Source organism: Streptococcus mitis, assembly GCF_946190275.1.
GTDB lineage: Bacteria > Bacillota > Bacilli > Lactobacillales > Streptococcaceae > Streptococcus > Streptococcus mitis_DC.
The window spans coordinates 37,875-61,196 of record NZ_CAMHZQ010000009.1 but is presented as its reverse complement, the minus strand read 5'-3'; the positions used below and the strand labels follow the sequence as shown (position 1 = coordinate 61,196).

Sequence of the window (23,322 nt, the reverse complement as noted above, 5' to 3'; positions counted from 1 at the left end):
GTTTTAGTCCTCGTATAATGGGAAGGCATCTGTCAATTCTTTGACTGCACTTCTCACTTCTTCTAAGACAGCTTCATTTTCTGCATTCTTGAGGGTTTTAATGATGAGCTCAGCCACTTTGCGACTTTCTTCTTCACCAAATCCACGTGCAGTAATGGCTGCAGATCCGATACGAATCCCACTTGTCTTGAATGGTGACAAGGTTTCGTAAGGAATTGAGTTTTTATTTAGGGTAATATTGACTTCATCCAGCAAGTTTTGAGCAACTTTTCCGTTTTCTACAACTTTAGTCACATCCACTAGGAAGAGATGGTTTTCAGTCCCGCCAGAAATAATACGGAAATCAGGGTCTTGCAAGAAGACATCCGCCATAGCCTTGCTGTTCTTGATGACATTGGCAGCATATTCCTTGAAAGCTGGATCCAAAACTTCTTTGAAAGAAACAGCTTTAGCTGCCACAACATGCTCCAAAGGACCGCCCTGAATACCTGGGAAAATAGCTGAATTGATTTTCTTAGCAAGTTCATCGTCATTAGTCAAAATCAAACCACCACGAGGTCCACGAAGGGTTTTGTGGGTCGTTGTTGTCGTAATGTGAGCGTATGGCACTGGGCTAGGATGTAGACCAGCTGCAACCAAACCAGCGATATGAGCCATATCTACCATGAGCTTAGCACCAACGGCGTCCGCAATTTCACGGAATTTTGAAAAGTCGATAATTTGAGAATAGGCTGAAGCACCTGCTACGATCAATTTTGGTTTTACTTCTTGGGCTTGTTTTAAGATAGCATCAAAATCCAAGAGTTCCGTTTCAGGGTCAACACTGTAAGAAACAAAGTTGTAGGTTTGACCTGAGAAACTAACTGGAGCTCCGTGGGTCAAGTGTCCACCTGCTGCCAAATCCATTCCCATAACGGTATCACCTGGCTCAATCAAGGCCATGTATGCCGCACAGTTGGCTTGGCTTCCTGAGTGTGGTTGGACATTGGCAAATTTTGCACCGAAAATTTCTTTTGCGCGTTCAATGGCTAGAGATTCTACCACGTCTACCACATCTGTTCCACCATAATAACGGCGTCCTGGGTAGCCTTCGGCGTATTTATTCGTCAAGATAGACCCTTGAGCTGCCATAACAGCCTTGGAAACTACGTTTTCCGAAGCAATCAATTCAATGTTATTTTGTTGGCGTTCTTCTTCTTTGGCAATAGCATTCCAGAGATCAGCATCATATGCTTTAAAATCATCTTTGTCAAAAATCATAGGTCTTCTCCTTTATTGTGTGACTAGTCCATTAGTTTAATTTTCTTATTAGAAAATCAAACTAAAAGATGCGAATAAACCGTTTCTGCATTTTATCACAAGTATAACCAACTTTTTCATAAAATGCATGAGCACCCAGACGATGATCGGCAGAGTTTAAGCGGATAAATCCATAGCCGCGTCTTTTTGCTTCTTGCTCCAACCCTTGCAATAAGCTTTTGCCAATACCTTGACCTTGCGCTTGAGGTGAAACTGCTAAGGCTAAAATATTAAATCCTGCTTTGGAATAAAGGGATTCGTAAACCTCAGCGTGGACATATCCAAGCAAGGCATGACTAGCTTCATCCTCATAAGCAAGTAAAAAATGATGTAAATTCTGAGACAGTCTAGCTAGTTGACTAGCCGTGTCCTCTAGACTAAAAGAATAGCCCAAAGCCTCTTGGTTGATTTCACAAATGGCTTTCACATCAGTTTCTCTTAAATCTCTTAGCATCTCATTCCTCCTCAAAAGAAATCTCTGGCAACCGAGCAAGAATATCTTCTCGCTTAATGGCCCCTTGGCGTAAGATTTTCACCTTGTCTCCCGACAAATCCAAAATAGTTGAATCCTGTCCAGTTAGAAAAGCATCGTCTTCCAGACCCAGAACCTCTTGGTCAAAATCCTTCAGAATTTGTTCAAAGGTTACTCCACTTGCCTGACCTGAAATATTGGCAGACGGTCCAATCAAGGGCCCCGTCTCTCGAATCAAATCCAGCGTAATGGGGTGACTGGGCATTCGAAATCCAACAGTCGCGAGACCAGAATTGACCCAATAGGGAACTCGGTCATTGGCTTCGAGAATAATGGTCAAGGGACCTGGTAAAAAGGTCTCTACAAGTTTTTGTAGATAAGTTGGCTGATTATTTGAAAAGTACAAGATGTCCTCTAAAGAGGCAACATTGAGATTAAGTGCCTTGTCTCTAGGTCGACGTTTGAGTTGGTAAACATGGTCAACTGCTTTTTCGTCTAAAGCCTTGGCAAAAAGACCGTAAACCGTTTCTGTAGGCAGAACGACAGCTCCACCATTTTCTAACTCTTGTCTAATCCTGTCCATCATCAACCACGACCATCCTATCTTGACCAAATTGGTCCTTAAGTGTTCTTACACGTTTTTCAGGAAGATGCTTCCTAAAAAGTTCAGGAACACTTTGACCTTGCTTGTATCCAATTTCAAGGTAAATCTTACCACCATCTTTGAGATAGTCTTTTGCATCTTCCGCAATTCTACGGTAAATAGCTAGGCCATCCTCGTCTGCAAAGAGAGCTAGATGAGGCTCCGCATGCAAAACATTCAAGCCTACCTCTGACTCATCTTCACGAGAGATATAGGGTGGATTGGAAACAATTATATCATATTTTTCAGAAATTTCTGTAAAACAGTCAGATTTTTTTAAAAATATTTGAAGATTTTGATTTTTAGCATTTTCGTTAGCTACATCTAAAGCATCTTGGGAAATATCTGCTGCTGTCACTGACCAATCTGGTCTGTTTTTTGCTAAGGCGAGAGCAATAGCTCCACTACCTGTTCCAATATCCAGAACTGAAAGATTCGTCTCAGGATTTTCAGCTAGGATAAGCTCCACCAATTCCTCTGTCTCTGGACGAGGAATCAAAACCCGCTCATCAACTGTTAACTGCATTCCATAAAAATCTGCCTGTCCAATGATGTACTGTGCCGGTTTATGAGCTGCTAACTGTTGGAAAATTCCTTTTACAAATACTTCTTCCCCTTCCGTCACTTCCTGCTGGAAGGCAAAGACAAAGTCTGTAAAAGAGAGATTTTTCAGGCTACGATAGACAAAAGAGAGGCTTTCTGCTTCCTCTCCCTGTCTTATCAATTCTTCTTCAAAATCTGAAAATAATTGAGCTAATTTCATTATTGGTTTAATTCTTCTAATTTTTGTGTTTGGTCATAGAGCACCAAGGCATCCACAACCTCATCCAATTTACCAGATAAAATCGTATCTAGTTTTTGGAGGGTCAATCCAATACGGTGGTCAGTCACACGGTTTTGTGGGAAGTTATAAGTACGAATCCGTTCTGAACGGTCACCAGTACCAATCGTTGACTTACGCTCAGCGTCTTGCTCATCTTGTGCAATTTGTGCAAAGTGGTCAGCAACACGCGCACGAATGATTTTCATGGCTTTCTCACGGTTCTTCTGCTGGGTACGTTCTTCCTGCATCTCAACCTTGATATTGGTTGGCAAGTGAACGATACGAACGGCAGTCGCAACCTTATTGACGTTCTGTCCACCAGCACCTGATGCGTGGTAGATATCAACACGAAGGTCTTTTGGATCAATATCGTATTCAACCTCTTCCACTTCAGGCATGACAAGAACTGTGGCAGTTGATGTATGGACACGACCTTGGCTTTCTGTCACAGGGACACGCTGCACACGATGAGCACCTGATTCGTACTTAAGTTTAGAGTATACAGATTGACCCGAAACCATGGCAACCACTTCTTTAAAACCACCGACACCGTTCATAGAAGCTTCCATAACTTCAAAGCGCCAGCCTTGGGCTTCCGCATACTTTTGGTACATGGTTAGAAGGTCTCCGGCGAAAAGTGCCGCTTCGTCACCACCAGCCGCTCCACGAATTTCAAGGATGATGTTCTTGTCATCGTTTGGATCCTTTGGAAGGAGCAAGATCTTCAGTTTTTCTTCGTATTCTTCTTTTTCAGCCTTGGCATCTTTGAGCTCTTGCTTGGCCATTTCTTCCAAGTCCGCATCTCCTCCTGATTCCTTAATCATTTCTTCAGCATCAACGATGTTTTGAAGGACTTGTTTGTACTCACGGTAGGCTGTTACCGTATCACGACTTGAAGCCTCTTCTTTGGAAAGCTCCATGAAACGCTTGGTGTCTGAGACGACATCTGGGTCACTCAGCAATTCTCCTAATTCTTCATATCGGTCTTCTACGGCTTGTAGTTGATCATAGATGTTCATTTTTCTTCATTCTCCTTATTGATTTCAGGCGCAAAATAATGTTTACGGCAAACTGAGATATAGGTTTCATTACCACCAATCTGAATCTGCTCACCATCATAAACGGGCAGTCCATCCTGTGTTCGTAAAACCATTGTCGCCTTTTTCTTGCAATACTGACAAATGGTCTTGATTTCGTCAATCTTATCTGCTAAAAGCAAGAGATATTTGGAACCTTCGAATAGCTCATTGCGAAAGTCATTTTTCAAACCAAAAGCCATGACGGGTATGTCTAACTCATCAACAACACGAGCTAGGTCGTAAACATGGTGACGCTTGAGAAACTGGGCTTCATCTACCAACACACAGTAAGGTTTTTCTGGTAAGTCTCGGATATAGCCAAAGATATCCGTCGTCTCCTCAATTGCAAGAGCAGGGCGTTTCATACCGATTCGACTCGATACATAGCCAACACCGTCACGTGTATCCAGAGCCGAGGTCATAATTACAACACCTTTTCCTTGCTCTTCGTAGTTATAGGCCACCTTAAGAATCTCAATCGTTTTACCAGAGTTCATGGTCCCATAACGATAATACAACTGTGCCATGTTTCTTGCTTCACGTCCATTTCTAAATTTTTGCTACATTCTAGTATATCATAATTTTCTGAAGCTTTAAACGGCAAAATGTGGTAAAATAGAAGAAATCAAAAACTAGTGGAGGAAGCTATTATGCCATTTGTACGCATCGATTTATTTGAAGGACGCACGCTCGAGCAAAAGAAAGCTCTTGCTAAGGAAGTAACGGAAGCGGTTGTCCGCAACACTGGAGCCCCTCAATCTGCTGTTCATGTCATCATCAACGACATGCCAGAAGGAACTTACTTCCCACAAGGGGAAATGCGCACCAAATAAGCTAGCTTAAGCAGAAATGCTTAGGCTTTTTCAATCTCCAAGTAGCATCCATTGAAGAAATAGTCCAAATTTGTTACAATTTTAAAAGAGACTTGGAGAAATTTCCAAGAAAAGAGCTATTAATTAAAGGAAACATTATGATTACACGTGAATTTGATACCATCGCTGCTATTTCTACTCCACTAGGTGAAGGGGCAATTGGTATTGTCCGCTTGAGCGGAACTGACAGTTTTGCCATTGTGCAAAAGATTTTTAAAGGAAAAGACTTAAGCAAGGTTGCTAGCCACACTCTTAACTACGGTCACATTGTTGATCCTCTTACTGGTAAGGTCATGGACGAGGTTATGGTTGGGGCTATGAAGTCTCCAAAGACCTTCACTCGTGAGGATATTATCGAGATTAACACCCACGGTGGGATTGCGGTGACCAATGAGATTCTCCAACTAGCTATCCGTGAAGGGGCTCGCATGGCAGAGCCTGGTGAATTTACCAAACGTGCCTTTTTAAATGGTCGTGTGGATTTGACTCAGGCTGAGGCGGTAATGGATATCATCCGCGCCAAGACAGACAAGGCCATGAACATTGCGGTCAAACAACTTGATGGTTCCCTTTCTGATCTTATCAATAATACCCGTCAAGAAATCCTCAATACACTTGCCCAAGTCGAGGTCAATATTGATTATCCTGAGTACGACGATGTTGAGGAAGCCACTACTGCTGTTGTCCGTGAGAAGACTATGGAGTTTGAGCAATTGCTAACTAATCTCCTTAAGACAGCCCGTCGCGGCAAAATCCTCCGTGAGGGAATTTCAACAGCTATCATCGGCCGTCCTAACGTTGGAAAATCCAGCCTCCTCAACAACCTCTTGCGTGAAGACAAGGCTATCGTTACAGACATTGCTGGTACAACTCGAGATGTCATTGAAGAATACGTCAACATCAACGGTGTTCCTCTAAAATTGATTGACACAGCTGGTATCCGTGAAACGGATGATATCGTTGAACAAATCGGTGTTGAGCGTTCGAAAAAAGCTCTTAAGGAAGCCGACTTGGTTCTACTAGTGCTAAATGCCAGTGAACCACTGACTGCTCAAGACAGACAACTTCTTGAAATTAGTCAAGATACTAACCGTATTATTCTACTTAATAAAACAGACCTGCCTGAAGCGATTGAAACTTCGGAACTACCTGAAGACCTTATTCGTATTTCAGTCCTTAAAAACCAAAACATCGATAAAATCGAAGAGAGAATCAACAACCTCTTCTTTGAAAATGCTGGTTTGGTTGAGCAAGATGCTACTTACTTGTCAAACGTCCGTCATATTTCCTTGATTGAGAAGGCTGTTGAAAGTTTGCAAGCTGTTAATGAAGGGCTGGAACTAGGTATGCCAGTTGATTTACTTCAAGTTGACTTAACTCGTACTTGGGAAATCCTCGGAGAAATCACTGGGGATGCTGCTCCTGATGAACTCATCACCCAACTCTTTAGCCAATTCTGTTTAGGAAAATAAGAAAAATCCATGATCCTTCATTCGGTCATGGATTTTATTGTCTTCATTAATAATCTGGTCTTAAGACACCTGTTACGGTTTCTTTAGTCGCTTCGTAGTCGCCATCTACAACAACCTTGATAATGCGTTTGGCATCTTCTTCTGGTGCTGGAACAAGAGGTAGACGAGTTGGTCCAGCTTCAAATCCCATATAGTTCAGAACTGCCTTAACAGGAGCAGGACTTGGATAAGAGAAGAGGGCATTGACCTTAGGAATGAATTTACGCTGAATAGCTGCAGCTTTCTTCATGTCGCTTTCTGCAATTGCAGTAAACATCTCGTGCATTTCATCCCCATTTGTATGAGAGGCAACAGAAATAACCCCATCTGCACCAAGGTTCATGGCATGGAAAGCATCTCCATCCTCACCTGTATAAATTAAGAATTCTTCAGGCTTGTGCTCAATCAAGTAAGCCATATTAGCCAAGCTAGTACATTCTTTGACACCAATAATATTTGGATGGTCAGCCAAACGAAGCATGGTTTCTGGAGTTAATTCGACAACCACACGACCTGGAATGTTATAGATAATAATTGGTAGGTCAGAAGCATCTGCAATTGCCTTAAAGTGCTGATACATTCCTTCTTGAGAAGGTTTGTTGTAGTAAGGTACAATAGCAAGTCCAGCAGCAAAACCACCGAATTCTGCTACTTCTTTGACAAACTCGATCGAGTCACGCGTATCATTGGTACCTACACCCGCAATCAAAGGAACGCGTCCATTTACAATCTTTTGTACAGCCGCAAACAACTCCAACTCCTCATCGTGGGTCAAAGTTGGACTCTCAGCAGTGGTCCCTGCGAGAAGAATTCCGTCTGTATGATGCGCCAACAAATGCTCAATCAAGGCTGGAATAGCATCAAAGTTGATGGAACCATCCTCGTGGAAGGGAGTAATAAAGGCTGTGATGATTTTACACTCTTTTAAATCTTGATAAGACATGAAAACACCTCTCTATTTCAAAGAAGGAGTTCATCTGAACTCCTAAACGATATGACTATTTTAATTCAAATTTCAATTCGGCAGTTGGACGAACCAATCCACGTTCATGAAGAGTTTCAGCAATCTGAACTGAGTTCCAAGCAGCACCTTTGAGAAGGTTATCTGAAACAACCCACATGTGAATTCCTTTTTCTGCATCCAAGTCTTTACGGATACGACCAACAAAGGTATCACGTGAACCAACTGCATTGATGGCTTGAGGATAGATTTGATGAGCTACATCATCTTCAAGGACAGCGCCTGGGAAGGCTGCGATAGCTGCTTTCACTTCTTCAATTGGAGCCACTTCTTTTGTTTCGATGTAAACAGACTCAGAGTGAGCTGACAAGACTGGAATGCGCACACATGTTGCAGATACTGCAATGCTATCATCTTCCATGATTTTCTTAGTTTCCTTAGTCATCTTCATCTCTTCGTAAGTGTAATCATTGTCAGTGAAGACATCGATTTGTGGAAGAGCGTTAAAGGCGATAGGATAGTGTTTCTTGTCACCACCTGAAGGCAAGATTTCCGCATGCAAATCACGTGGGTTTACACCATCATTCAAGACTTCACGAAGTTCACGTTGTGTCTCAAGAATTGCTCCCATACCAGCACCTGAAACTGCTTGGTAAGTTGAAACAATGATACGGTCCAAGCCCCATTTTTGGCGAACTGGCTCAAGAGCCACCATCATTTGAATTGTTGAACAGTTAGGGCAGGCAATGATACCATTGTGGGCATCAAGTGCATGAGCATTGACCTCTGGAACAACCAAAGGAACATCTGGATTTTGACGGAAGTAAGATGTATTATCAACTACTACCGCTCCAGCTTTAACTGCGTATGGTGCATATTTAGCTGATGTAGAACCACCTGCTGAAAAGAGAGCAATGTCAACTCCCTCAAAAGCTGTTTCAGTCGTTTCTTCAATCGTAATATCTTGATCTTTAAATTTCAAAGTCTTGCCTGCTGAACGTGCAGAAGCAAGTAAACGAATTTTATCGATTGGAAGTGTTGATTCTTCCAACATTTTTATCATCTGAGCACCGACAGCACCTGTCGCGCCGACTACAGCAACTGTATATCCCATAAATAACCTCTTTCGGAATTTTCTAAAAATTTCTATAATAGATGTATTATACTACTTTTTCCATGAATTGCAAAGCTTTTTCATCATTTTTTGGAAAATAAAAATCCCCCGTAACTTCTCAAAGTAACTTCCATCTCTCTCCCAAAACTGGAAGTTACTTTGAGAAGTTACCTTTTTTGAAAAGTTTGTGTTTGTATTTTGTCTTGATTTCCGCATCAAAAAGAGAGAATCAAGTTGATTCCCTCCCTATGTTAATTTTTCCTTATTCTCCGTATAGGAAAGTTAGGATTTATTAAAAAATTCTTTTTTCTGTGAACTTCCCCATCTTTCGATAAATAGAATCCCCACTAACAAAAGGATAATCAGGCAAGGAAGTAAGACTATCCCCATGCTCCAATTTAGATTGACATTATCAATTTGCTTAGGTAATCTTCCAGATAAAATCTCCACTGAACGCAAGTAAGTAAAGGGAATCAGATGTGCAATCCTTTGAAGAGGCTGAATTGTTTGGATGCCAAACAATAAGCCAACAATCCCAATAAGTGAAAGAAAGAGGACAGGCATTTTTTGCTTGAAAAGGTAAGCAATCAAATACACAACTTCCACAATGACGATAAAGGCTAAGAAAGCTAATAGCAAACTAGGAAATAACACATCTTGTATCTTTCCAATAGTTACCTCTTGATTCACTAAGCTATAAATCGGGTAGGGATAATCTAACTGTCCAAAACCACCTATCAGACTTCCCACTAGAAAAGAAAATCCGCTGATTCCGATGAACAGCACAGTTACATAGCTCACCCCAACTCCAAGAGAGGACATGGCAAATGCCACTTTTGAAAAAGGATATAACTGAGCTGTATCCAGATGATTTTGATATCTTTCTGCAAATAGTTGCGTTAGCATAAAAATAATAGCAATCACAAACAAGCTTGGGATGATAGCCCCTAAAATCCAGACAATCTGATCAATCCCGTGGGTCGGATAATCTAAATTGTGGGCTTTTATGTTCAAGGGATACAGGACTTGGTAAGTCTTTCGTTCGCGGTCAACCGCCATTTTTAAGTCAGAGCTAGCAGTTGGATCATTTGATACAATTTCATAATTCTTCTCTTCATCTTGCCACTGCAAATAGTAGGCTTCTTTCCAGTGCCCTTCTTTTAATAAAGTCAGAATTTCTGTCTTTCGTGTCAAAAGATTTTTTTGCAAGTCTAAATCACTTTTAGCAATTTGGTATTCCTCCGAGCTGGTGTCAGAGATTTGGGAGAGCTTCTCTTCATTTTCATTGATAGCTCTCTCGTTGGCTGTAATACGACTTTCCAACCTGCTCTCCAAGCTGACTGAGTTTGCAGTCTGGCTATTAAAATAAAAGGTAACACCGAGTACAGATACAAATAAAGCTAAGATAATCCAGTTTAAGCGACTTTTGAAAACTTTTTTTAATAAAAATAGACTAACATCTTTCATAAACTAAACCTCTTCTATCTGCCCCTGATGAATGGTTACTACTCTATCGCAGACATCAACCAACTCTTCCTTATAGTGGGAACTTAAAAGAATCAGCTGTTCTTGTCTATCGATTTGTGCTAGCCTATCAAAAAACTTCTGACGATAATACTCATCTAAGCCATTTGTAATCTCATCCATGAGCCAGCATTTCGCCTGACTCAGGAAATACATGGCAATCACCAAGCGTTGCTTCATGCCTAAGGAATACTTGCGAATGGGAAGGCTGATATAGTCAGACATTTCCCAGTAATCAATTTCATCCCTCAAGTTTAAATCTGATTTCCAGATGTTTTTGATAAGACGAAGGTAGTCCATCCCACTTAAGTTTCCATCCAGCCATTCAACACTCTCATAATAAAATAAAGAAGGAGGGACTGCGATATTTCCACTACTTATAGGAATTAAATTGCTAATGGCGCGGAACAGGGTCGTCTTTCCAGAGCCATTTATAGCAAGAACGCCATAAATCCTACCCTTTTCAAATGTAAAATCAACATCTTGTAAGATGACTTGTCGCGTTTTTAAGGTCACATGAGTAAGATGCAACATATCTTGCCCTCCTTTTTATCACTCTTTAAGGATTAATAGCCTCCGCTGTAATGGTTTACTACCTCATAACGATCGTAGTTCCAGCCTCCGTCAACTTTATACTCAGAATAGCTATAATAATAAGACCATTCCGAAATGACATTATATCTATATGCATGGTAATTCATACTAGACCTATAGTAGGTATTCCAATCATAGCGATAACTTTTAAGAACGGTCTTAGCAGATACACTGGACTGAAAAAGACCAACAGATAACAAACTAGCTAATAAAACAACTTTTGCTGATTTTTTCATGGCTTCCACCTCACTAATATATTTACTTTCGAAAGCGCTTTAATTATATCATTTTTTTATCTGTTGTGCAATAGTTTTTTATTTGTTATGTAATAATTTTTTTATCCGAAAAGTCTCACACTAAACGCTAGCAACTGGAATTTACTCTAAGACGACTCTGCTTTAGGGCTATTTGTCGTGCACTTTTTTCTAAGTCTTTTCGCTTTTGAACCCTTATATATCAAGAAAAAGAAAACCAGTGGAAGTTAGTCTAAGACGAATTTCCACTGATTTCACGCGTTTTTCTCATACTAAAAGCTAGGTTGTGGGAAACTGGAAGTTAGTTTTAGAAGTTTCCAATAAAAATCCCCAGTCGCTAGACCAGGGACTAAGAGGCATCTTCATGTGATGAGCAGGTTCACACAACTCATCAAGGTCCGCTCCTGCGTTATGACCTCCTTATGCTCAATAGTAGCCTGAAGACTACCTATCGACTCATCGCATCTTCTATTCTACTAAAGAGAATCACTTTTGTCAACAGACGAAACTCTTTATACTATCAAATCAAACTTCGTCAGCGTCGCCTTACCGTATGTATGGTTACTGACTTCGTCAGTTTCATCTACAACCTCAAAACAGTGTTTTGAGCTGACTTCGTCATTTCCATCTACAACCTCAAAGCAGTGCTTTGAGCAACCTGCGGCTAGCTTCCTAGTTTACTCTTTGATTTTCATTGAGTATTAGTTTTATTTACACAGGTGCATAAGAAATATCTTTGAAAAATTTGGGGCAAACATAACAAAAAACCTTGTAAATCAAGGGCTTTTCTGTCTATTTTATGCTAATTGCCGGGATTGAACCGGCGACCTCATCCTTACCATGGATGCGCTCTGCCAACTGAGCTAAATCAGCTTACTTGAAAAGTATACTATAATCAGAAAATCCTGTCAAGTTTTCCTTAAAAATTTTCCATAAGAAAAAGCCAGGTAAGAGCTACCTAGCTTGTCTTCTTCTATTTGCTTAAATCAATTCGACGACCAATTTTACCAATAATAATCGCTCCAATAATCAATGAGGTAAATTCACCAACTCCTGTTGTGAACCAAGTAAGGAAAAATGGTAATTGCGCTACGATATTCAACTCTGCAGCGATAGTAAACATGGAAATTGAAAAGAGGATTGAAAAAAAGAAATGATCTTTTCGAATTAATCCATTAAAGAGGTAATCTTTGCTGTATTTTGCAAAAAGCCAAACACCTAGACTGAGGAATACTAGGGTTGATCCACCACCAACAAAGACATCTAGTAGTCCGAAGCTAAAGAAATTAGCAATCATACAACCGATGGTAACTCCGATGATGTACTTAGGATTGTAAAAAGCCATAAAGTTCATCATTTCTGAAATACGGAACTGATAAGCACCATAGCTGATGGCATTTAGAGGCGGTGTGACAGTCAAAACGACATAGATAGCAGCGACGATTGCGATATCTGCAACATCACGAATAGTTAATTTTTTCATCTTTTCTCCTTTAGCGGGTTATCCGCGTGTAATATGCTTGGTGAAAGAAGCTAAGCACCAAGGGTTGCTTTATTCAACCTTACTAGTATAGCACAATAGCCTGCTTTATGCTATACTTAAACCATGAAAATTCTTATTCAAAAATTTTTTAACAATGAAATCTTAGCCTATCTCTTTTTTGGTCTTGGAACAACTCTAGTTTCGATTCTCTCACGATTCGTCATTTATCAACTAAGTCATCAGGAACTCCTTGCTACTGCCCTAGCAAATAGTATTGGTATCCTATTTGCCTTCATCACAAATGATAGGATTGTATTTAAGCAAGCAAGGAAGGAGCGACTTATCCGTTTAGTGAAATTTTCTCTTGCCCGCCTTTCTACTTTTCTGTTAGACTTGCTTCTTACTTTTCTGTTTGTAACCCAGTTTCCTAATATTATTGGTCAGTTCGTAAACGGGAATCTTGATAAAGTAAATGCAATCGAAACAGTTCTTGCACAATTATTGATAATTATCCTTAATTACATCTTTAGTAAGGTTTTTATTTTTAAAAAATAAAATTTCTGAGCATATAGCTTGCAAGCTTTTCTTAATTAATATATAATAAAGTGTAAACTTTTTTTGAAAGGAAATTATGAAAATGTTAAAAGATCTTAAAGCATTTTTGCTTCGTGGTAACGTTGTTGACCTTGCTGTCGGTGTGATCATTGCCTCTGCTTTTGGTGCTATCGTAACTTCATTCGTTAATGATATCATCACTCCACTTCTATTGAACCCTGCTTTGAAAGCTGCAAAAATCGAACGTATAGCTGAACTTTCATGGAATGGAGTTGCTTACGGTAACTTCTTGAGTGCTGTCATCAACTTCCTTGTAGTTGGTACTGTGCTATTCTTTGTGATTAAAGCAATGGAAAAAGCTCAAAACCTTACTAAGAAAGAAGAAGCTGCTGAAGAAGCTCCAGCTGGACCAACTGAATTGGAAGTACTTCAAGAAATCAAAGCTCTTCTTGAGAAAAAATAATCGATTAAAAGGATCTAGCACAAAGCTAAATCCTTTTTCTTTACTCTTTTGGTAACTTACCTGCTTTCTCAAGCATTTTCTTGATCAAATAAGGCATCTTAACATTTTCACGACCTTTTTTCTCAATCAGTTTTTTCACAAATTCTGGCATTTGTAAATCTTCAGATTCGGCCAAAATGTTTTTCGTCTCATCTGAAGGAACTAATTCATCAAAGGTTTCTTCTTCTGGGAGAAATTCCTTAAATTTTTTGTCCTCATTAGCTCTGACGGTATTAACCAAGGCATCAATCAACCGAGAATCTGTATTTGGCATTGGTGGACGATGGTAGTTTACACCAAATTCCTGACATAAGTCATAACATTCCACATCATTGTCAAACAAGACTTCAATATGCTCGCTAATGAAGCTGATAGGAACAAAAATATAATGGTCTGGATGTTCTTTCTGTTCTCTGAGATACTCTAAAACATCTGGCTTAATCCATGGAATCCCGATATCACTTTCACTCTGCCAAGTGTTAGTATATTGCTCTGAACTCAAACCTAGTTTTTCAGCGACTAGCTTGCTATTTTCAAAAATTTGGTCAATATAAGGGTCACCAAAATCCAAGGCAAAAATGGGCACACTGTGGGCTGAAAAGATGACTTTAAAGCTATCCTGCTTTACTTCTTCTTTTAAAATTTTAGCAATTTCATCTGCCCAATAGTTTAAGAGCGCTTCTTCTTGATACCAGTCCTTGATAACTAAAAATTGAATTTGTTTGCTTTCTAAAAATTTCTCGTATCCCATGACAGAGTAAAAAGAATAATGGGGCTCCAAGATCAAGCAAATACACTGCTCAATTCCGTCTGCTTCCATCTGACCAATCACATCTGGGATAAAGGGTCTGGAAAATTTATTGGCAAAATAGACACTATACTCATTCCCCAGCCTAGCTTCTACCAAGGCAACCTCTTCACGGGTAATTTTTTGCAGAGGCGTGCCTCCAATTCGTACATAATTATCATAGAGAGTCTGAATCTCGTGGTCTTGGGGTCTCACCCCACGACGAATATTTGTGAAAAAATCAGCTACACCTTCAAAGGTAATCTCTTCTGGCGAACCGAAAGTCATCATTAAAATTGCTTTTTTCATAATCGCTTCCTTGTGATATTTTTATCAAGTTTATTTTATCATTTATCCATTAATAAGTAAACGCCAACATAGCGAATTTTCCTAACTTCTGTCTTTTGTTTTTCTCTTCTTTCTATGATACAATGGAAAAAATGAATTCAAAAGGAGTTTTTTATGACTTATCCAAATCTCTTGGATCGCTTCTTGACCTACGTTAAGGTCAACACGCGCTCTGATGAACACTCTACTACTACTCCAAGTACGCAGAGTCAGGTTGACTTTGCAACCAATGTCCTGATTCCAGAAATGAAACGTGTTGGTCTGCAAAATGTCTACTACCTTCCTAATGGTTTTGCGATTGGGACCTTACCAGCCAATGATCCATCTTTAACACGTAAGATTGGCTTCATCTCCCACATGGATACTGCTGACTTTAATGCCGAAGGAGTCAATCCACAGGTAATTGACAACTACGATGGGGGCGTGATTGAACTAGGAAATTCTGGTTTTAAACTAGATCCAGCCGACTTCAAGAGTCTTGAGAAATATCCAGGACAAACGCTCATCACAACCGATGGAACAACCTTGCTAGGAGCTGATGACAAGTCAGGAATTGCTGAGATTATGACTGCCATTGAATATCTGACTGCTCACCCTGAAATCAAGCACTGTGAGATTCGTGTTGGCTTTGGTCCAGATGAAGAAATCGGTGTTGGTGCTAATAAATTTGATGCAGAAGATTTTGATGTTGACTTTGCCTACACAGTTGATGGTGGTCCATTAGGTGAGCTTCAGTACGAGACCTTTTCAGCAGCGGGTGCTGAATTGCATTTCCAAGGACGCAATGTCCACCCTGGTACTGCCAAAGGTCAGATGGTCAACGCACTTCAGCTAGCAATTGATTTTCACAATCAACTTCCAGAGAATGACCGACCTGAGTTAACTGATGGCTACCAAGGTTTCTATCATCTTATGGATGTGGCTGGAAGCGTTGAGGAGGCGCGTGCAAGCTACATCATTCGCGATTTTGAAAAAGATGCCTTTGAAGCGCGTAAAGCAACTATGCAGTCTATCGCTAATAAGATGAATCAAGAACTTGGTAGCGACCGTGTAACCCTAAACTTGACAGACCAGTACTACAATATGAAAGAAGTCATTGAAAAAGATATGACTCCAATTACCATTGCTAAGGCCGTTATGGAAGATTTAGGTATCACGCCTATTATCGAACCAATCCGTGGAGGGACAGACGGCTCTAAGATTTCCTTTATGGGAATCCCAACCCCTAATATCTTTGCTGGTGGCGAGAATATGCACGGACGTTTTGAGTACGTTAGCCTTCAGACTATGGAACGTGCAGTTGATACCATCATTGGTATCGTAGCTTATAAAGACTAAAAAGACGAGGTAGCTCAGCTACTTCGCCTTTCTTTTTATTCTACTGGTTTTTCTTGATTTCCAGCACTTGTTGTAGATTCTGTGGTTTCCTTTTCTGAAGCTGATTCAGCAGGTTTAGAATCTGTTGCGTTGCTCGGTTTGTTTTCGTCACTGGCAGTTTCACTGTTAGATTCTGCAGCTACATTTGGTTGGTTCTCAACACTGGTGTTATCACCATTCGACTCAGCATTTGTCACTGGACTTGCTTCTTCACTCGCACTTGATTTTGACTTGATTTCTTGATTCAAGACTAGAATAGCTTTTGTCAATTCAAGTAAAGCAGCTTTATCTTTACTCTTAGCAGAAAGTTGATCTAGTAATGCATCCACTTTATCAAAGTCTGCATCAGAACCCTTATTGTTTTCTAAGTAAGCGTGAAGTGACATGAGGATATCGTAAAGTTTTTGATAGAGTACAAGTGTCTGAGGATCTTGCTCAGCATTTTCTTTCTCTTGTTGAAGAGCGCTGGCGATACGAGTCAAGACATCTTTCACCTGACTATTTACTTCATCCAAGTCTGCATCTGCCTTATTTGTAGCAGCTTTGAGATTTTCTACTTCTTCTGCCAAGGATTGTCTGATACCTTCTTCTTGGATTTGTTCCAAGAGTTGAGTTGCCTTGCTTAAGAGACTTTCTACTTGTTCCTTGCTAACATGATTCATATGCTCTTCAGGCATAAAGTCTCCGTACAATTCTTTCAAAAAGCCATAAATAGCTGTCTTGGCACTTTGATTATCAACTTTTTCAGTATCTAGAACTGTCTGACTTGATTTCGCAGTAGTTGGCTGAGCTTTCAAAGCTTCTTCCACTTCTTGTTTTGCCTGATAGATACTTGGGAATAATTTGTTCAATTCTGCTGCTTTAAGGAAGGATTGTGATTGATACAAAGTCCAAGTCAACTGAGCTACTTTGTTTCGAAGTTCATCACTCAAACGACCGTCATTTACGTGTTCGTAGAAGTACTTGATGTATTCAACTGTTGTAACGCCTGTTCGATCATTAAAGTCTTGAAGAGCTTGAAGTTGTGATTCAACCGCTGCTAAACCAGCCTCATCTTTAGCCAACTTAGCTTCCTGGAGTCGAACGAGAAGGTCTTTCTTAGGAAGCCCATAAGAGTCTGTATCAAGAGTATTGATTTTATCAATCAAGGCTTGATATTTCTTATCTAGAGCGCTTGTTTCAACAGGTTTAATACTTTCATCAATATGGATATATTGCTTATCAAAAAGATCAAGTGTCGCAAGATAACCTGCTGTAGAGGTAGTTGCCAGTTTCTTCATGTTCTCAGTAAACTGACCTAAGGCTAACTCAATCTGTCTTTGTTCGATAGGCTTGTCTTTATAGATGTTTCTGCTTTCAGCTAGAAGTTGGTCTACTTTTTCCAAAACTACCTTCTCATCAAAAGCTCCAGGTTGATAATTGGATTGTAGGGCTGGAATCTTGTTTTTCAAAGCTACTTCATAGCCCTTGGTTTGAACCTTGATGTAGTGATTGTGATCGCCATGAGGAATCACAAAACTACCATTTTCTACCTGTAAACTATAAGGAGACACACCATCTCGCAAAGCAGTAGTATAAAGTTCATTTAGGAAATCAAGTTCTGGATTGCCAGTTTGAAGAGGAATCCGAACGTGTTCCTTACGAACAGCATAGGGATGGATATGAGTTGGATCGTAGGCTTGGTCTGGATTTCCAAAAACAAAGAATCCGTTTGAAATTCTAATCGCTTCAAGTGGAACTCCATAAGTTTTAGAGATATAAGCAATCTTTTCTTCATCACTAGCATCTCTTGAGAAAGACTCTACCGTTTTAGCAAGAGGTTTTACAGGCTCTACATCATGATGTGTTTTCAAATGATCCTGAGCTGCCTTAATTTGCTCTGCTGTCAAATCTTTCTTGAAGAAGTAATGATTGTGGTCTCCGTGACTCATGACAAATCCTTGCTCATCCTCACTGATGACACGATTGGCATCAAAACCGTGATCATGGTCTTCATCATGATGGTGTCCATGATGATCTTCATCGTGATCGTCATCGTCATCATGTGCTGGACTTGGTGTAGCTGTATTTGCCCCTTTCAAGTGATCTTGCGCTGCCTTAATTTGCTCTGCTGTCAAATCTTTCTTGAAGAAGTAATGATTGTGGTCACCATGACTCATGACAAAGCCTTGTTCATCCTCACTGATGACACGATTGGCATCAAAGCCGTGATCATGGTCTTCATCATGATGGTGTCCATTATTATCTTCGTCGTGATCGGCATCATGTGCTGGTGTTGTATTTGCCCCTTTCAAGTGGTCTTGCGCTGCCTTAATTTGTTCAGCTGTCAAATCTTTCTTAAAGAAGTAATGATTGTGGTCTCCGTGACTCATGACAAATCCTTGCTCATCCTCACTGATGACACGATTGGCATCAAAGCCGTGTCCACCTTCTTCATGTTCCTCATGTGAAACACCAGGATTGACTGGAAGAGATGGTGAAGGTGCTACTAGACCATTGTTAGGAAGAGTCGGTTGACCAATTTGATTCGCCTTAGGAATGTAATGGAAATGATCACCATGTCTGACGATATAAGCTGCAGCTGTTTCTTCAACGATATCTTTTGGATTAAAGATATAACCATCAGATGTTGAAGAGATAGCCTTATTTGTAAGCAAGGAAGGATGACTCAAAGTAGATGGACTGCTTGAAAGCCTTCCAAGACTAGACGCTGCTTCATGAGTTTTTTCATTTGTAGAAACTGTAGAACCAGTTCCACTGATAGGTACCATTCTAGCAATCTTTTCTTCTAAAGGAGAGAGCTTGCTGTAAGGAATAAAGTGATAATGGTCACCATGCGGAATCGCAACACCATTTGGTGTACGACTGATAATATTAGCAGGGTCAAAAACCAAACCATCTGATTCACTGTAACGTTTGTCGCTAGGTGAATCGTAGAGTTCTTTCAATAGACTTTGGAGATTTTCAACTTTGCTTTCTGGCTTGCTAGTTGATTCTTTCTCTATAGCTTGATTAGTATTATCACTAGCTGTTGAAGAATAGCTTAGCTGACTTGGTTGCGTATTTTTGCCAGCTAAATGAGCTTTTGCTGCTGCTAACTCACTAGCAGACAAATCACTTTTTGGAATATAGTGATAGTGACCTCCATGAGGAACGATATAAGCATCACCCGTATCTTCGATAATATCAGCTGGATTAAAGACATAACCATCATCTGTCGTATAGCGTCCCTGAGACCTTGCTACAGCAACATCAGAGCTGACCTTCTCATTATCTTTGACGTGTTCTTGTTTTTGACGATTGATTTCATCCTTAGTTCGAACATTATCAGCATGAGCTACATCTTTCAGGTAGACATAATATTTTCCATCGACCTTGATGATATAACCACCCTTGACCTCATTGACAATATCTCCATCCTTAAGTTTGTAGTTTGGATCCTTCATCAAGAGTTCTTCACTAAAGAGGGCATCATAAGGAACTTTCCCGTTATAGTAATGATAGTGATCACCGTGTGACGTCACATAGCCCTGATCTGTAATTTTGATGACAATTTGCTCAGCCTGAATTCCTTCTTTCTGGCTAACCTGATCTGGTGTCAGGTTTTCAGTTTTCTGACTTGACTGGCTGCCATCCACATAAGAGACACGATTATCGTCCTTATTTTCCTGCGAGCGATGCTGGTTCAGTGCATAGGCACAAAGACTCAAGGATACGATAACAGCTGATCCAGCTGCTATATACTTTTTACTGAATTTCATAAATCCCTCATTTCAATAAATGATGAAGCTTTTTCTTAACTTCCTTTACTTGATTAAATAGTTTTCTAAATTGGTTATTTAACCAATTAATTAACCAGTAAATAGTTTACATTTTTTAAGTTTATCTGTCAAGATTTTTATGTTATTTTAAAAAATAAAAGCCAGTATTGCTACTGACTCTTACATCATTTTGATTTAATAGGATAAACTTATGCTTCTGGTTTCGTCGTTACTGACTCACTACCTTTTAACAAAGCAAGTAATTTTTCTGCTTCTGTCATAATGCCATTATTATCCATGGTTTGTAGACTCAGATTATTTCGTAAACCAGCTAGGCTCTCTGTCACATTGTCTTTCAAACTAGCATCCGTTACTTTAGCAAGTAGAGCTTCTACTTCTTTGAATTTGGCTTCTACTTTTTCGATTTCGACTTGAGGTACTTCAGCTTCGTCTGTTGTATCTTTAGATACTTCTTCTGTCTCGTCTTCATCAGTGCTTGGTTTATAAAGATTATCTACTGAAGGGTTCAAACCTGCGTGATTCTCTTTTTCATCAGATTCAGGGCGAGTTGGCTCACTTACTTCATCATGTTCCTTATCTTCATCAGGTTTACTGTCTTCTACTTTATTTTTACGAACATGGTCACTTGCGTTTCCCCATCCATTATCTGAATGCGGACGTTCGTTTGGATGTTCTACATAGTATTTTACAGTCGCAAAGAGATCCTCTAAACTATAGCCTTTAGGTGCCTCATAAAGTCCTTCGTCAAACCACCCAAATTTAATGTTATGGTAATGGTCGTAATGAGGTATAATCAAGCTACCGTTTTTAACTTCAACAGTATGTTGGAGATTGTAAGGCATGTGATCAAGTGGAACCTTCTTAGCTGCCTTCACTTTATTATAGATTGCTTCTACTCCTTTAACCTCAGTATTTCCTGAACCCTGATTCTCTGTTGAAGGAGGTATCAAACCTTTCTCTTTAGCATAAGCCTGAGCTGCCACTCTTTCAGCTTCAGACAAGCTCTCTTTCTTAATCCAATGACTATGAGACATATGTGGAGTTACATAAGCATCTCCCTCATCACTGGTAATATCACGAGTGTCAAAGATATAGCCATCTTCTGTTGTATACTTACCTGCTAATTTCGCTAATTTAATTTCATCGTCTGTATAAGCAATTTGAGAATTTGGTTTACCAAGTCGCTCTGGATGAGTAATTGGTGCTAAGAATGACAATAAATCATCTACTAATTTTCCTTTATTAGAAGATTCATCATTCAAGCGTTCTGCTAATTTGTCTAAGGCTTGGAAATCAGAAGTACGACCCTTATTTTCAGACAAGGCTTTATGAGCCTCGGCCAATAAATTATATGCTTTATCATAAAATTCTTGGTCACGAGGAGCGACATTTTCTTTCTTCGCAACTAGGGCATGCGTCTCTTGAGTTTTCTTAGACAAGAGATTTTCAATAGCGTCAATCTTATCCTTGGCTAAGTCTTTAGCTAGAACATAACGACTAGCGCCCTTATCCTCTATAATATATCCATCACCAACTTTTCTAACAACCTGGTTGACATCAAATTCTGTCGGTTTATTTTCCACTGGTGCTAGAGGTTTGGTAGTAGGGGCTGGCTTCAGAGGAGTAATACTTGGCAAGACACTGCCATTTTGTCCCTTAACAGCTATCATACGAGCCAATTTTTCTTCCAGCGGTGACATTTGTGAATAAGGGATAAAGTGATAATGATCTCCGTGTGGCACTGCAACACCGTTAGCTGTACGTTTGATAATTTGTGCCGGATCAAAGACTAAGCCATCCGATTCTACATGTCGTTCTGATAAAGGTTTGGCATACAATTCACTTAAAAGTGTTGAAATGTCTTCCCCATGATTTTGATGATATGTTGGGGTGACAGTCAGGTTTGGAGTCTCTGTCAAACTTGGTTGGGCTGGTTTATCATTATCACTACTTGGTTTACTTGAGTTTGTAGTAGAATGTGAGCCCTGTTTACCATTCCAATAAGCTTGGGCTGCAGCCAATTCTCCTGCTGACAAATCACTCTTAGGAATATAGTGGAAATGATTGCCGTGCGGTACAACAAAAGCGTCACCTGTATCTTCAATCACATCTGTCGGACTAAAGACATAGCCATCATCCGTTGTATAAGCGCCTCCAGTTCCTCGATTCGGTGCCGGAGTATTGAGATTAAAGTTTGGTTTAATCGGTGAACTTGGTGTTGAACTTGGTTTATCTGTACTGCTTGGTTTCGTATTATCAGCATGACGTTGAACTGGCTGACCTCCAATTGGTAGATTTCGAGCCAATTTTTCTTCTAAAGCAGACATTTGCGAATAAGGAATGAAATGAAAATGATCCCCGTGAGGCACTGCCACACCATTTGCAGTACGTTTTGTAATCTGTGCTGGGTCAAATACCAAGCCATCAGACTCCACATGACGTTGGCTAAGTGGCAAAGCGTACAATTCTTGAAGGAGACTAGCTAAATCCTCACTTTGACTTTCAGAATCTGTTGCAGGATTTTGAGGTGTCTCAGATGGACTCGTTCTCACACTAGATCTTGCTTCTCCTCTGCTTGAACGATATTCAACCGTACTTAATTGACCACCTTTTCCAGATAAGAAGGCTTGGGCGGCAGCTAATTCACTAGCAGACAAGTCACTCTTAGGAATATAGTGGAAGTGATTGCCATGAGGAACGATATAGGCATCACCCGTGTCCTCAATGATATCAGATGCATTGAAGATATAACCATCATCCGTTGTATAGCGACCTTGGGCTCTGGCTGCAGCAACAGCATTATCTGTGCTTGTATTATGATTATGACTATGTTCCTGCTTCTGACGTTTAATCTCTTCTTTTGTCCGAATATTGTCCGCATGAGCCGCATCTTTAAGGTAAACATAGTATTTCCCGTCTACCTTAATCACATAGCCACCCTTGATTTCATTGACAATATCTGAATCCTTCAACTGATAATTCGGATCTTTCATGAGGAGTTCTTCACTGATGATGGCATCATAAGGAACCTTCCCATTATAGTAATGATAATGGTCTCCATGAGAGGTCACATAACCTTGATCCGTAATCTTGATGACGATCTGTTCTGCGTTAATTCCCTCTCTTTTACTGACTTCATCTGGTGTCAAGTTCTCTGCCTTTTGACCAGCCTGATCACCGTCTATATAAGCAACTCGATTAGAATCTTTCTTAACTTGTTCAGCTTGATACCGTCCAAGTTCATAGGAACAAACACTTAGGGCAAGGACTGCCACCGAACCCGCCACATATTTTTTATTGATTTTCATTCTTTTCTCATTTCTTAAGCCTATTTGATTCACC

At 40.0% G+C, this 23,322-nt stretch carries 20 protein-coding genes, 1 tRNA gene and 1 riboswitch; of the genes, 5 read left to right on the top strand and 16 right to left on the bottom strand.

Annotation, left to right across the window (positions count from 1 at the left end):
- Positions 1 to 3: 3 nt before the first annotated feature.
- The 6 genes from glyA to N8M20_RS06205 all read right to left on the bottom strand — a co-directional run bounded on the left by glyA (position 4) and on the right by N8M20_RS06205 (position 4,843).
- The gene (gene glyA / locus N8M20_RS06230) at positions 4 to 1,260 is read right to left on the bottom strand and encodes a serine hydroxymethyltransferase (protein WP_261079450.1); all 1,257 of its coding nucleotides are present in this window, start codon (positions 1,258 to 1,260) and stop codon (positions 4 to 6) included.
- A 61-nt stretch (positions 1,261 to 1,321) separates the two neighbouring features.
- Positions 1,322 to 1,753: a GNAT family N-acetyltransferase gene (locus tag N8M20_RS06225; protein WP_173278457.1), complete on the bottom strand. Its 432-nt coding sequence runs from the start codon at positions 1,751 to 1,753 to the stop codon at positions 1,322 to 1,324.
- A gap of 1 nt (position 1,754) precedes the next feature.
- On the bottom strand, positions 1,755 to 2,357 hold the full coding sequence (locus N8M20_RS06220; RefSeq protein ID WP_261079449.1) for an L-threonylcarbamoyladenylate synthase: 603 nt from the start codon (positions 2,355 to 2,357) through the stop codon (positions 1,755 to 1,757).
- Positions 2,341 to 3,177 carry a peptide chain release factor N(5)-glutamine methyltransferase gene (gene prmC, locus N8M20_RS06215; protein WP_261079448.1) on the bottom strand — a complete coding sequence of 279 codons (837 nt, stop codon included), beginning with the start codon at positions 3,175 to 3,177 and terminating at the stop codon, positions 2,341 to 2,343. The genes N8M20_RS06220 and prmC overlap by 17 nt, the downstream gene beginning before the upstream one ends.
- Positions 3,177 to 4,256, bottom strand: coding sequence for a peptide chain release factor 1 (prfA, locus tag N8M20_RS06210; protein WP_261079447.1), 1,080 nt, complete (start codon positions 4,254 to 4,256; stop codon positions 3,177 to 3,179). Before prfA ends, prmC begins: the two co-directional genes overlap by 1 nt.
- Positions 4,253 to 4,843 (bottom strand): thymidine kinase, encoded by a 591-nt coding sequence (locus tag N8M20_RS06205; protein ID WP_000068143.1) that lies wholly within the window; start codon positions 4,841 to 4,843, stop codon positions 4,253 to 4,255. The genes prfA and N8M20_RS06205 overlap by 4 nt, the downstream gene beginning before the upstream one ends.
- A 123-nt stretch (positions 4,844 to 4,966) precedes the next feature.
- Here N8M20_RS06205 and N8M20_RS06200 point away from each other — a divergent pair, with 123 nt between their 5' ends.
- Together N8M20_RS06200 and mnmE are read left to right on the top strand one after the other, a co-directional pair.
- Positions 4,967 to 5,149 (top strand): 4-oxalocrotonate tautomerase, encoded by a 183-nt coding sequence (locus N8M20_RS06200; RefSeq protein ID WP_001117401.1) that lies wholly within the window; start codon positions 4,967 to 4,969, stop codon positions 5,147 to 5,149.
- Between the two features lie 137 nt (positions 5,150 to 5,286).
- Entirely contained in the window at positions 5,287 to 6,660 is a 1,374-nt protein-coding gene (gene mnmE / locus N8M20_RS06195) for a tRNA uridine-5-carboxymethylaminomethyl(34) synthesis GTPase MnmE (RefSeq protein WP_261079446.1), read from the top strand.
- 46 nt (positions 6,661 to 6,706) lie between these two features.
- On the opposite strand, the gene dapA is transcribed toward mnmE, so the two are convergent.
- From dapA to N8M20_RS06160, 7 genes are all read right to left on the bottom strand, one after another.
- On the bottom strand, positions 6,707 to 7,642 hold the full coding sequence (dapA, locus tag N8M20_RS06190; protein WP_261066063.1) for a 4-hydroxy-tetrahydrodipicolinate synthase: 936 nt from the start codon (positions 7,640 to 7,642) through the stop codon (positions 6,707 to 6,709).
- A gap of 55 nt (positions 7,643 to 7,697) precedes the next feature.
- Positions 7,698 to 8,774 (bottom strand): aspartate-semialdehyde dehydrogenase, encoded by a 1,077-nt coding sequence (locus tag N8M20_RS06185; RefSeq protein ID WP_000542463.1) that lies wholly within the window; start codon positions 8,772 to 8,774, stop codon positions 7,698 to 7,700.
- A 282-nt stretch (positions 8,775 to 9,056) separates the two neighbouring features.
- Positions 9,057 to 10,241 (bottom strand): hypothetical protein, encoded by a 1,185-nt coding sequence (locus N8M20_RS06180; protein WP_261079445.1) that lies wholly within the window; start codon positions 10,239 to 10,241, stop codon positions 9,057 to 9,059.
- A 3-nt stretch (positions 10,242 to 10,244) separates the two neighbouring features.
- Positions 10,245 to 10,832, bottom strand: a complete 588-nt coding sequence (locus tag N8M20_RS06175; RefSeq protein ID WP_261079444.1) for an ABC transporter ATP-binding protein — start codon at positions 10,830 to 10,832, stop codon at positions 10,245 to 10,247.
- 32 nt (positions 10,833 to 10,864) lie between these two features.
- Positions 10,865 to 11,128, bottom strand: a complete 264-nt coding sequence (locus tag N8M20_RS06170; RefSeq protein ID WP_261079464.1) for a hypothetical protein — start codon at positions 11,126 to 11,128, stop codon at positions 10,865 to 10,867.
- An 818-nt stretch (positions 11,129 to 11,946) separates the two neighbouring features.
- Positions 11,947 to 12,019 (bottom strand) — tRNA-Thr (locus tag N8M20_RS06165).
- A 100-nt stretch (positions 12,020 to 12,119) separates the two neighbouring features.
- On the bottom strand, positions 12,120 to 12,629 hold the full coding sequence (locus N8M20_RS06160; protein ID WP_261079443.1) for a QueT transporter family protein: 510 nt from the start codon (positions 12,627 to 12,629) through the stop codon (positions 12,120 to 12,122).
- Positions 12,627 to 12,724: riboswitch (PreQ1 riboswitch) on the bottom strand. It overlaps the preceding gene by 3 nt.
- 28 nt (positions 12,725 to 12,752) lie before the next feature.
- Between N8M20_RS06160 and N8M20_RS06155 the strand changes: the two genes are divergently transcribed.
- Positions 12,753 to 13,184 carry a GtrA family protein gene (locus tag N8M20_RS06155; RefSeq protein WP_261079442.1) on the top strand — a complete coding sequence of 144 codons (432 nt, stop codon included), beginning with the start codon at positions 12,753 to 12,755 and terminating at the stop codon, positions 13,182 to 13,184.
- Between the two features lie 82 nt (positions 13,185 to 13,266).
- A complete protein-coding gene (gene mscL, locus N8M20_RS06150; RefSeq protein ID WP_261079441.1) occupies positions 13,267 to 13,647 on the top strand; it encodes a large conductance mechanosensitive channel protein MscL in 381 nt (126 codons plus the stop codon).
- A gap of 40 nt (positions 13,648 to 13,687) precedes the next feature.
- Here the strand turns inward: mscL and hemH are convergent, their stop codons facing one another.
- Positions 13,688 to 14,782, bottom strand: coding sequence for a ferrochelatase (gene hemH / locus N8M20_RS06145; RefSeq protein WP_261079440.1), 1,095 nt, complete (start codon positions 14,780 to 14,782; stop codon positions 13,688 to 13,690).
- 153 nt (positions 14,783 to 14,935) lie between these two features.
- Between hemH and pepT the strand changes: the two genes are divergently transcribed.
- Positions 14,936 to 16,159, top strand: coding sequence for a peptidase T (pepT, locus tag N8M20_RS06140; RefSeq protein ID WP_261079439.1), 1,224 nt, complete (start codon positions 14,936 to 14,938; stop codon positions 16,157 to 16,159).
- Positions 16,160 to 16,194: 35 nt separating this feature from the next.
- Here pepT and N8M20_RS06135 read toward each other — a convergent pair whose 3' ends face one another.
- Together N8M20_RS06135 and N8M20_RS06130 are read right to left on the bottom strand one after the other, a co-directional pair.
- Positions 16,195 to 19,959 carry a pneumococcal-type histidine triad protein gene (locus N8M20_RS06135; protein WP_261079438.1) on the bottom strand — a complete coding sequence of 1,255 codons (3,765 nt, stop codon included), beginning with the start codon at positions 19,957 to 19,959 and terminating at the stop codon, positions 16,195 to 16,197.
- A gap of 209 nt (positions 19,960 to 20,168) precedes the next feature.
- Complete coding sequence (locus N8M20_RS06130) at positions 20,169 to 23,288, bottom strand: pneumococcal-type histidine triad protein (RefSeq protein ID WP_261079437.1); 3,120 nt, start codon at positions 23,286 to 23,288, stop codon at positions 20,169 to 20,171.
- Positions 23,289 to 23,322: the final 34 nt, after the last annotated feature.

What these genes read in the sequence shown, in the direction of transcription:
- glyA (WP_261079450.1), bottom strand. Translation starts at nt 1,260, where the DNA reads ATGATTTTTGACAAAGATGATTTTAAAGCATATGATGCTGATCTCTGG.
- N8M20_RS06225 (WP_173278457.1), bottom strand. Translation starts at nt 1,753, where the DNA reads ATGCTAAGAGATTTAAGAGAAACTGATGTGAAAGCCATTTGTGAAATC.
- N8M20_RS06220 (WP_261079449.1), bottom strand. Translation starts at nt 2,357, where the DNA reads ATGATGGACAGGATTAGACAAGAGTTAGAAAATGGTGGAGCTGTCGTT.
- prmC (WP_261079448.1), bottom strand. Translation starts at nt 3,177, where the DNA reads ATGAAATTAGCTCAATTATTTTCAGATTTTGAAGAAGAATTGATAAGA.
- prfA (WP_261079447.1), bottom strand. Translation starts at nt 4,256, where the DNA reads ATGAACATCTATGATCAACTACAAGCCGTAGAAGACCGATATGAAGAA.
- N8M20_RS06205 (WP_000068143.1), bottom strand. Translation starts at nt 4,843, where the DNA reads ATGGCACAGTTGTATTATCGTTATGGGACCATGAACTCTGGTAAAACG.
- N8M20_RS06200 (WP_001117401.1), top strand. Translation starts at nt 4,967, where the DNA reads ATGCCATTTGTACGCATCGATTTATTTGAAGGACGCACGCTCGAGCAA.
- mnmE (WP_261079446.1), top strand. Translation starts at nt 5,287, where the DNA reads ATGATTACACGTGAATTTGATACCATCGCTGCTATTTCTACTCCACTA.
- dapA (WP_261066063.1), bottom strand. Translation starts at nt 7,642, where the DNA reads ATGTCTTATCAAGATTTAAAAGAGTGTAAAATCATCACAGCCTTTATT.
- N8M20_RS06185 (WP_000542463.1), bottom strand. Translation starts at nt 8,774, where the DNA reads ATGGGATATACAGTTGCTGTAGTCGGCGCGACAGGTGCTGTCGGTGCT.
- N8M20_RS06180 (WP_261079445.1), bottom strand. Translation starts at nt 10,241, where the DNA reads ATGAAAGATGTTAGTCTATTTTTATTAAAAAAAGTTTTCAAAAGTCGC.
- N8M20_RS06175 (WP_261079444.1), bottom strand. Translation starts at nt 10,832, where the DNA reads ATGTTGCATCTTACTCATGTGACCTTAAAAACGCGACAAGTCATCTTA.
- N8M20_RS06170 (WP_261079464.1), bottom strand. Translation starts at nt 11,128, where the DNA reads ATGAAAAAATCAGCAAAAGTTGTTTTATTAGCTAGTTTGTTATCTGTT.
- N8M20_RS06160 (WP_261079443.1), bottom strand. Translation starts at nt 12,629, where the DNA reads ATGAAAAAATTAACTATTCGTGATGTTGCAGATATCGCAATCGTCGCT.
- N8M20_RS06155 (WP_261079442.1), top strand. Translation starts at nt 12,753, where the DNA reads ATGAAAATTCTTATTCAAAAATTTTTTAACAATGAAATCTTAGCCTAT.
- mscL (WP_261079441.1), top strand. Translation starts at nt 13,267, where the DNA reads ATGTTAAAAGATCTTAAAGCATTTTTGCTTCGTGGTAACGTTGTTGAC.
- hemH (WP_261079440.1), bottom strand. Translation starts at nt 14,782, where the DNA reads ATGAAAAAAGCAATTTTAATGATGACTTTCGGTTCGCCAGAAGAGATT.
- pepT (WP_261079439.1), top strand. Translation starts at nt 14,936, where the DNA reads ATGACTTATCCAAATCTCTTGGATCGCTTCTTGACCTACGTTAAGGTC.
- N8M20_RS06135 (WP_261079438.1), bottom strand. Translation starts at nt 19,959, where the DNA reads ATGAAATTCAGTAAAAAGTATATAGCAGCTGGATCAGCTGTTATCGTA.
- N8M20_RS06130 (WP_261079437.1), bottom strand. Translation starts at nt 23,288, where the DNA reads ATGAAAATCAATAAAAAATATGTGGCGGGTTCGGTGGCAGTCCTTGCC.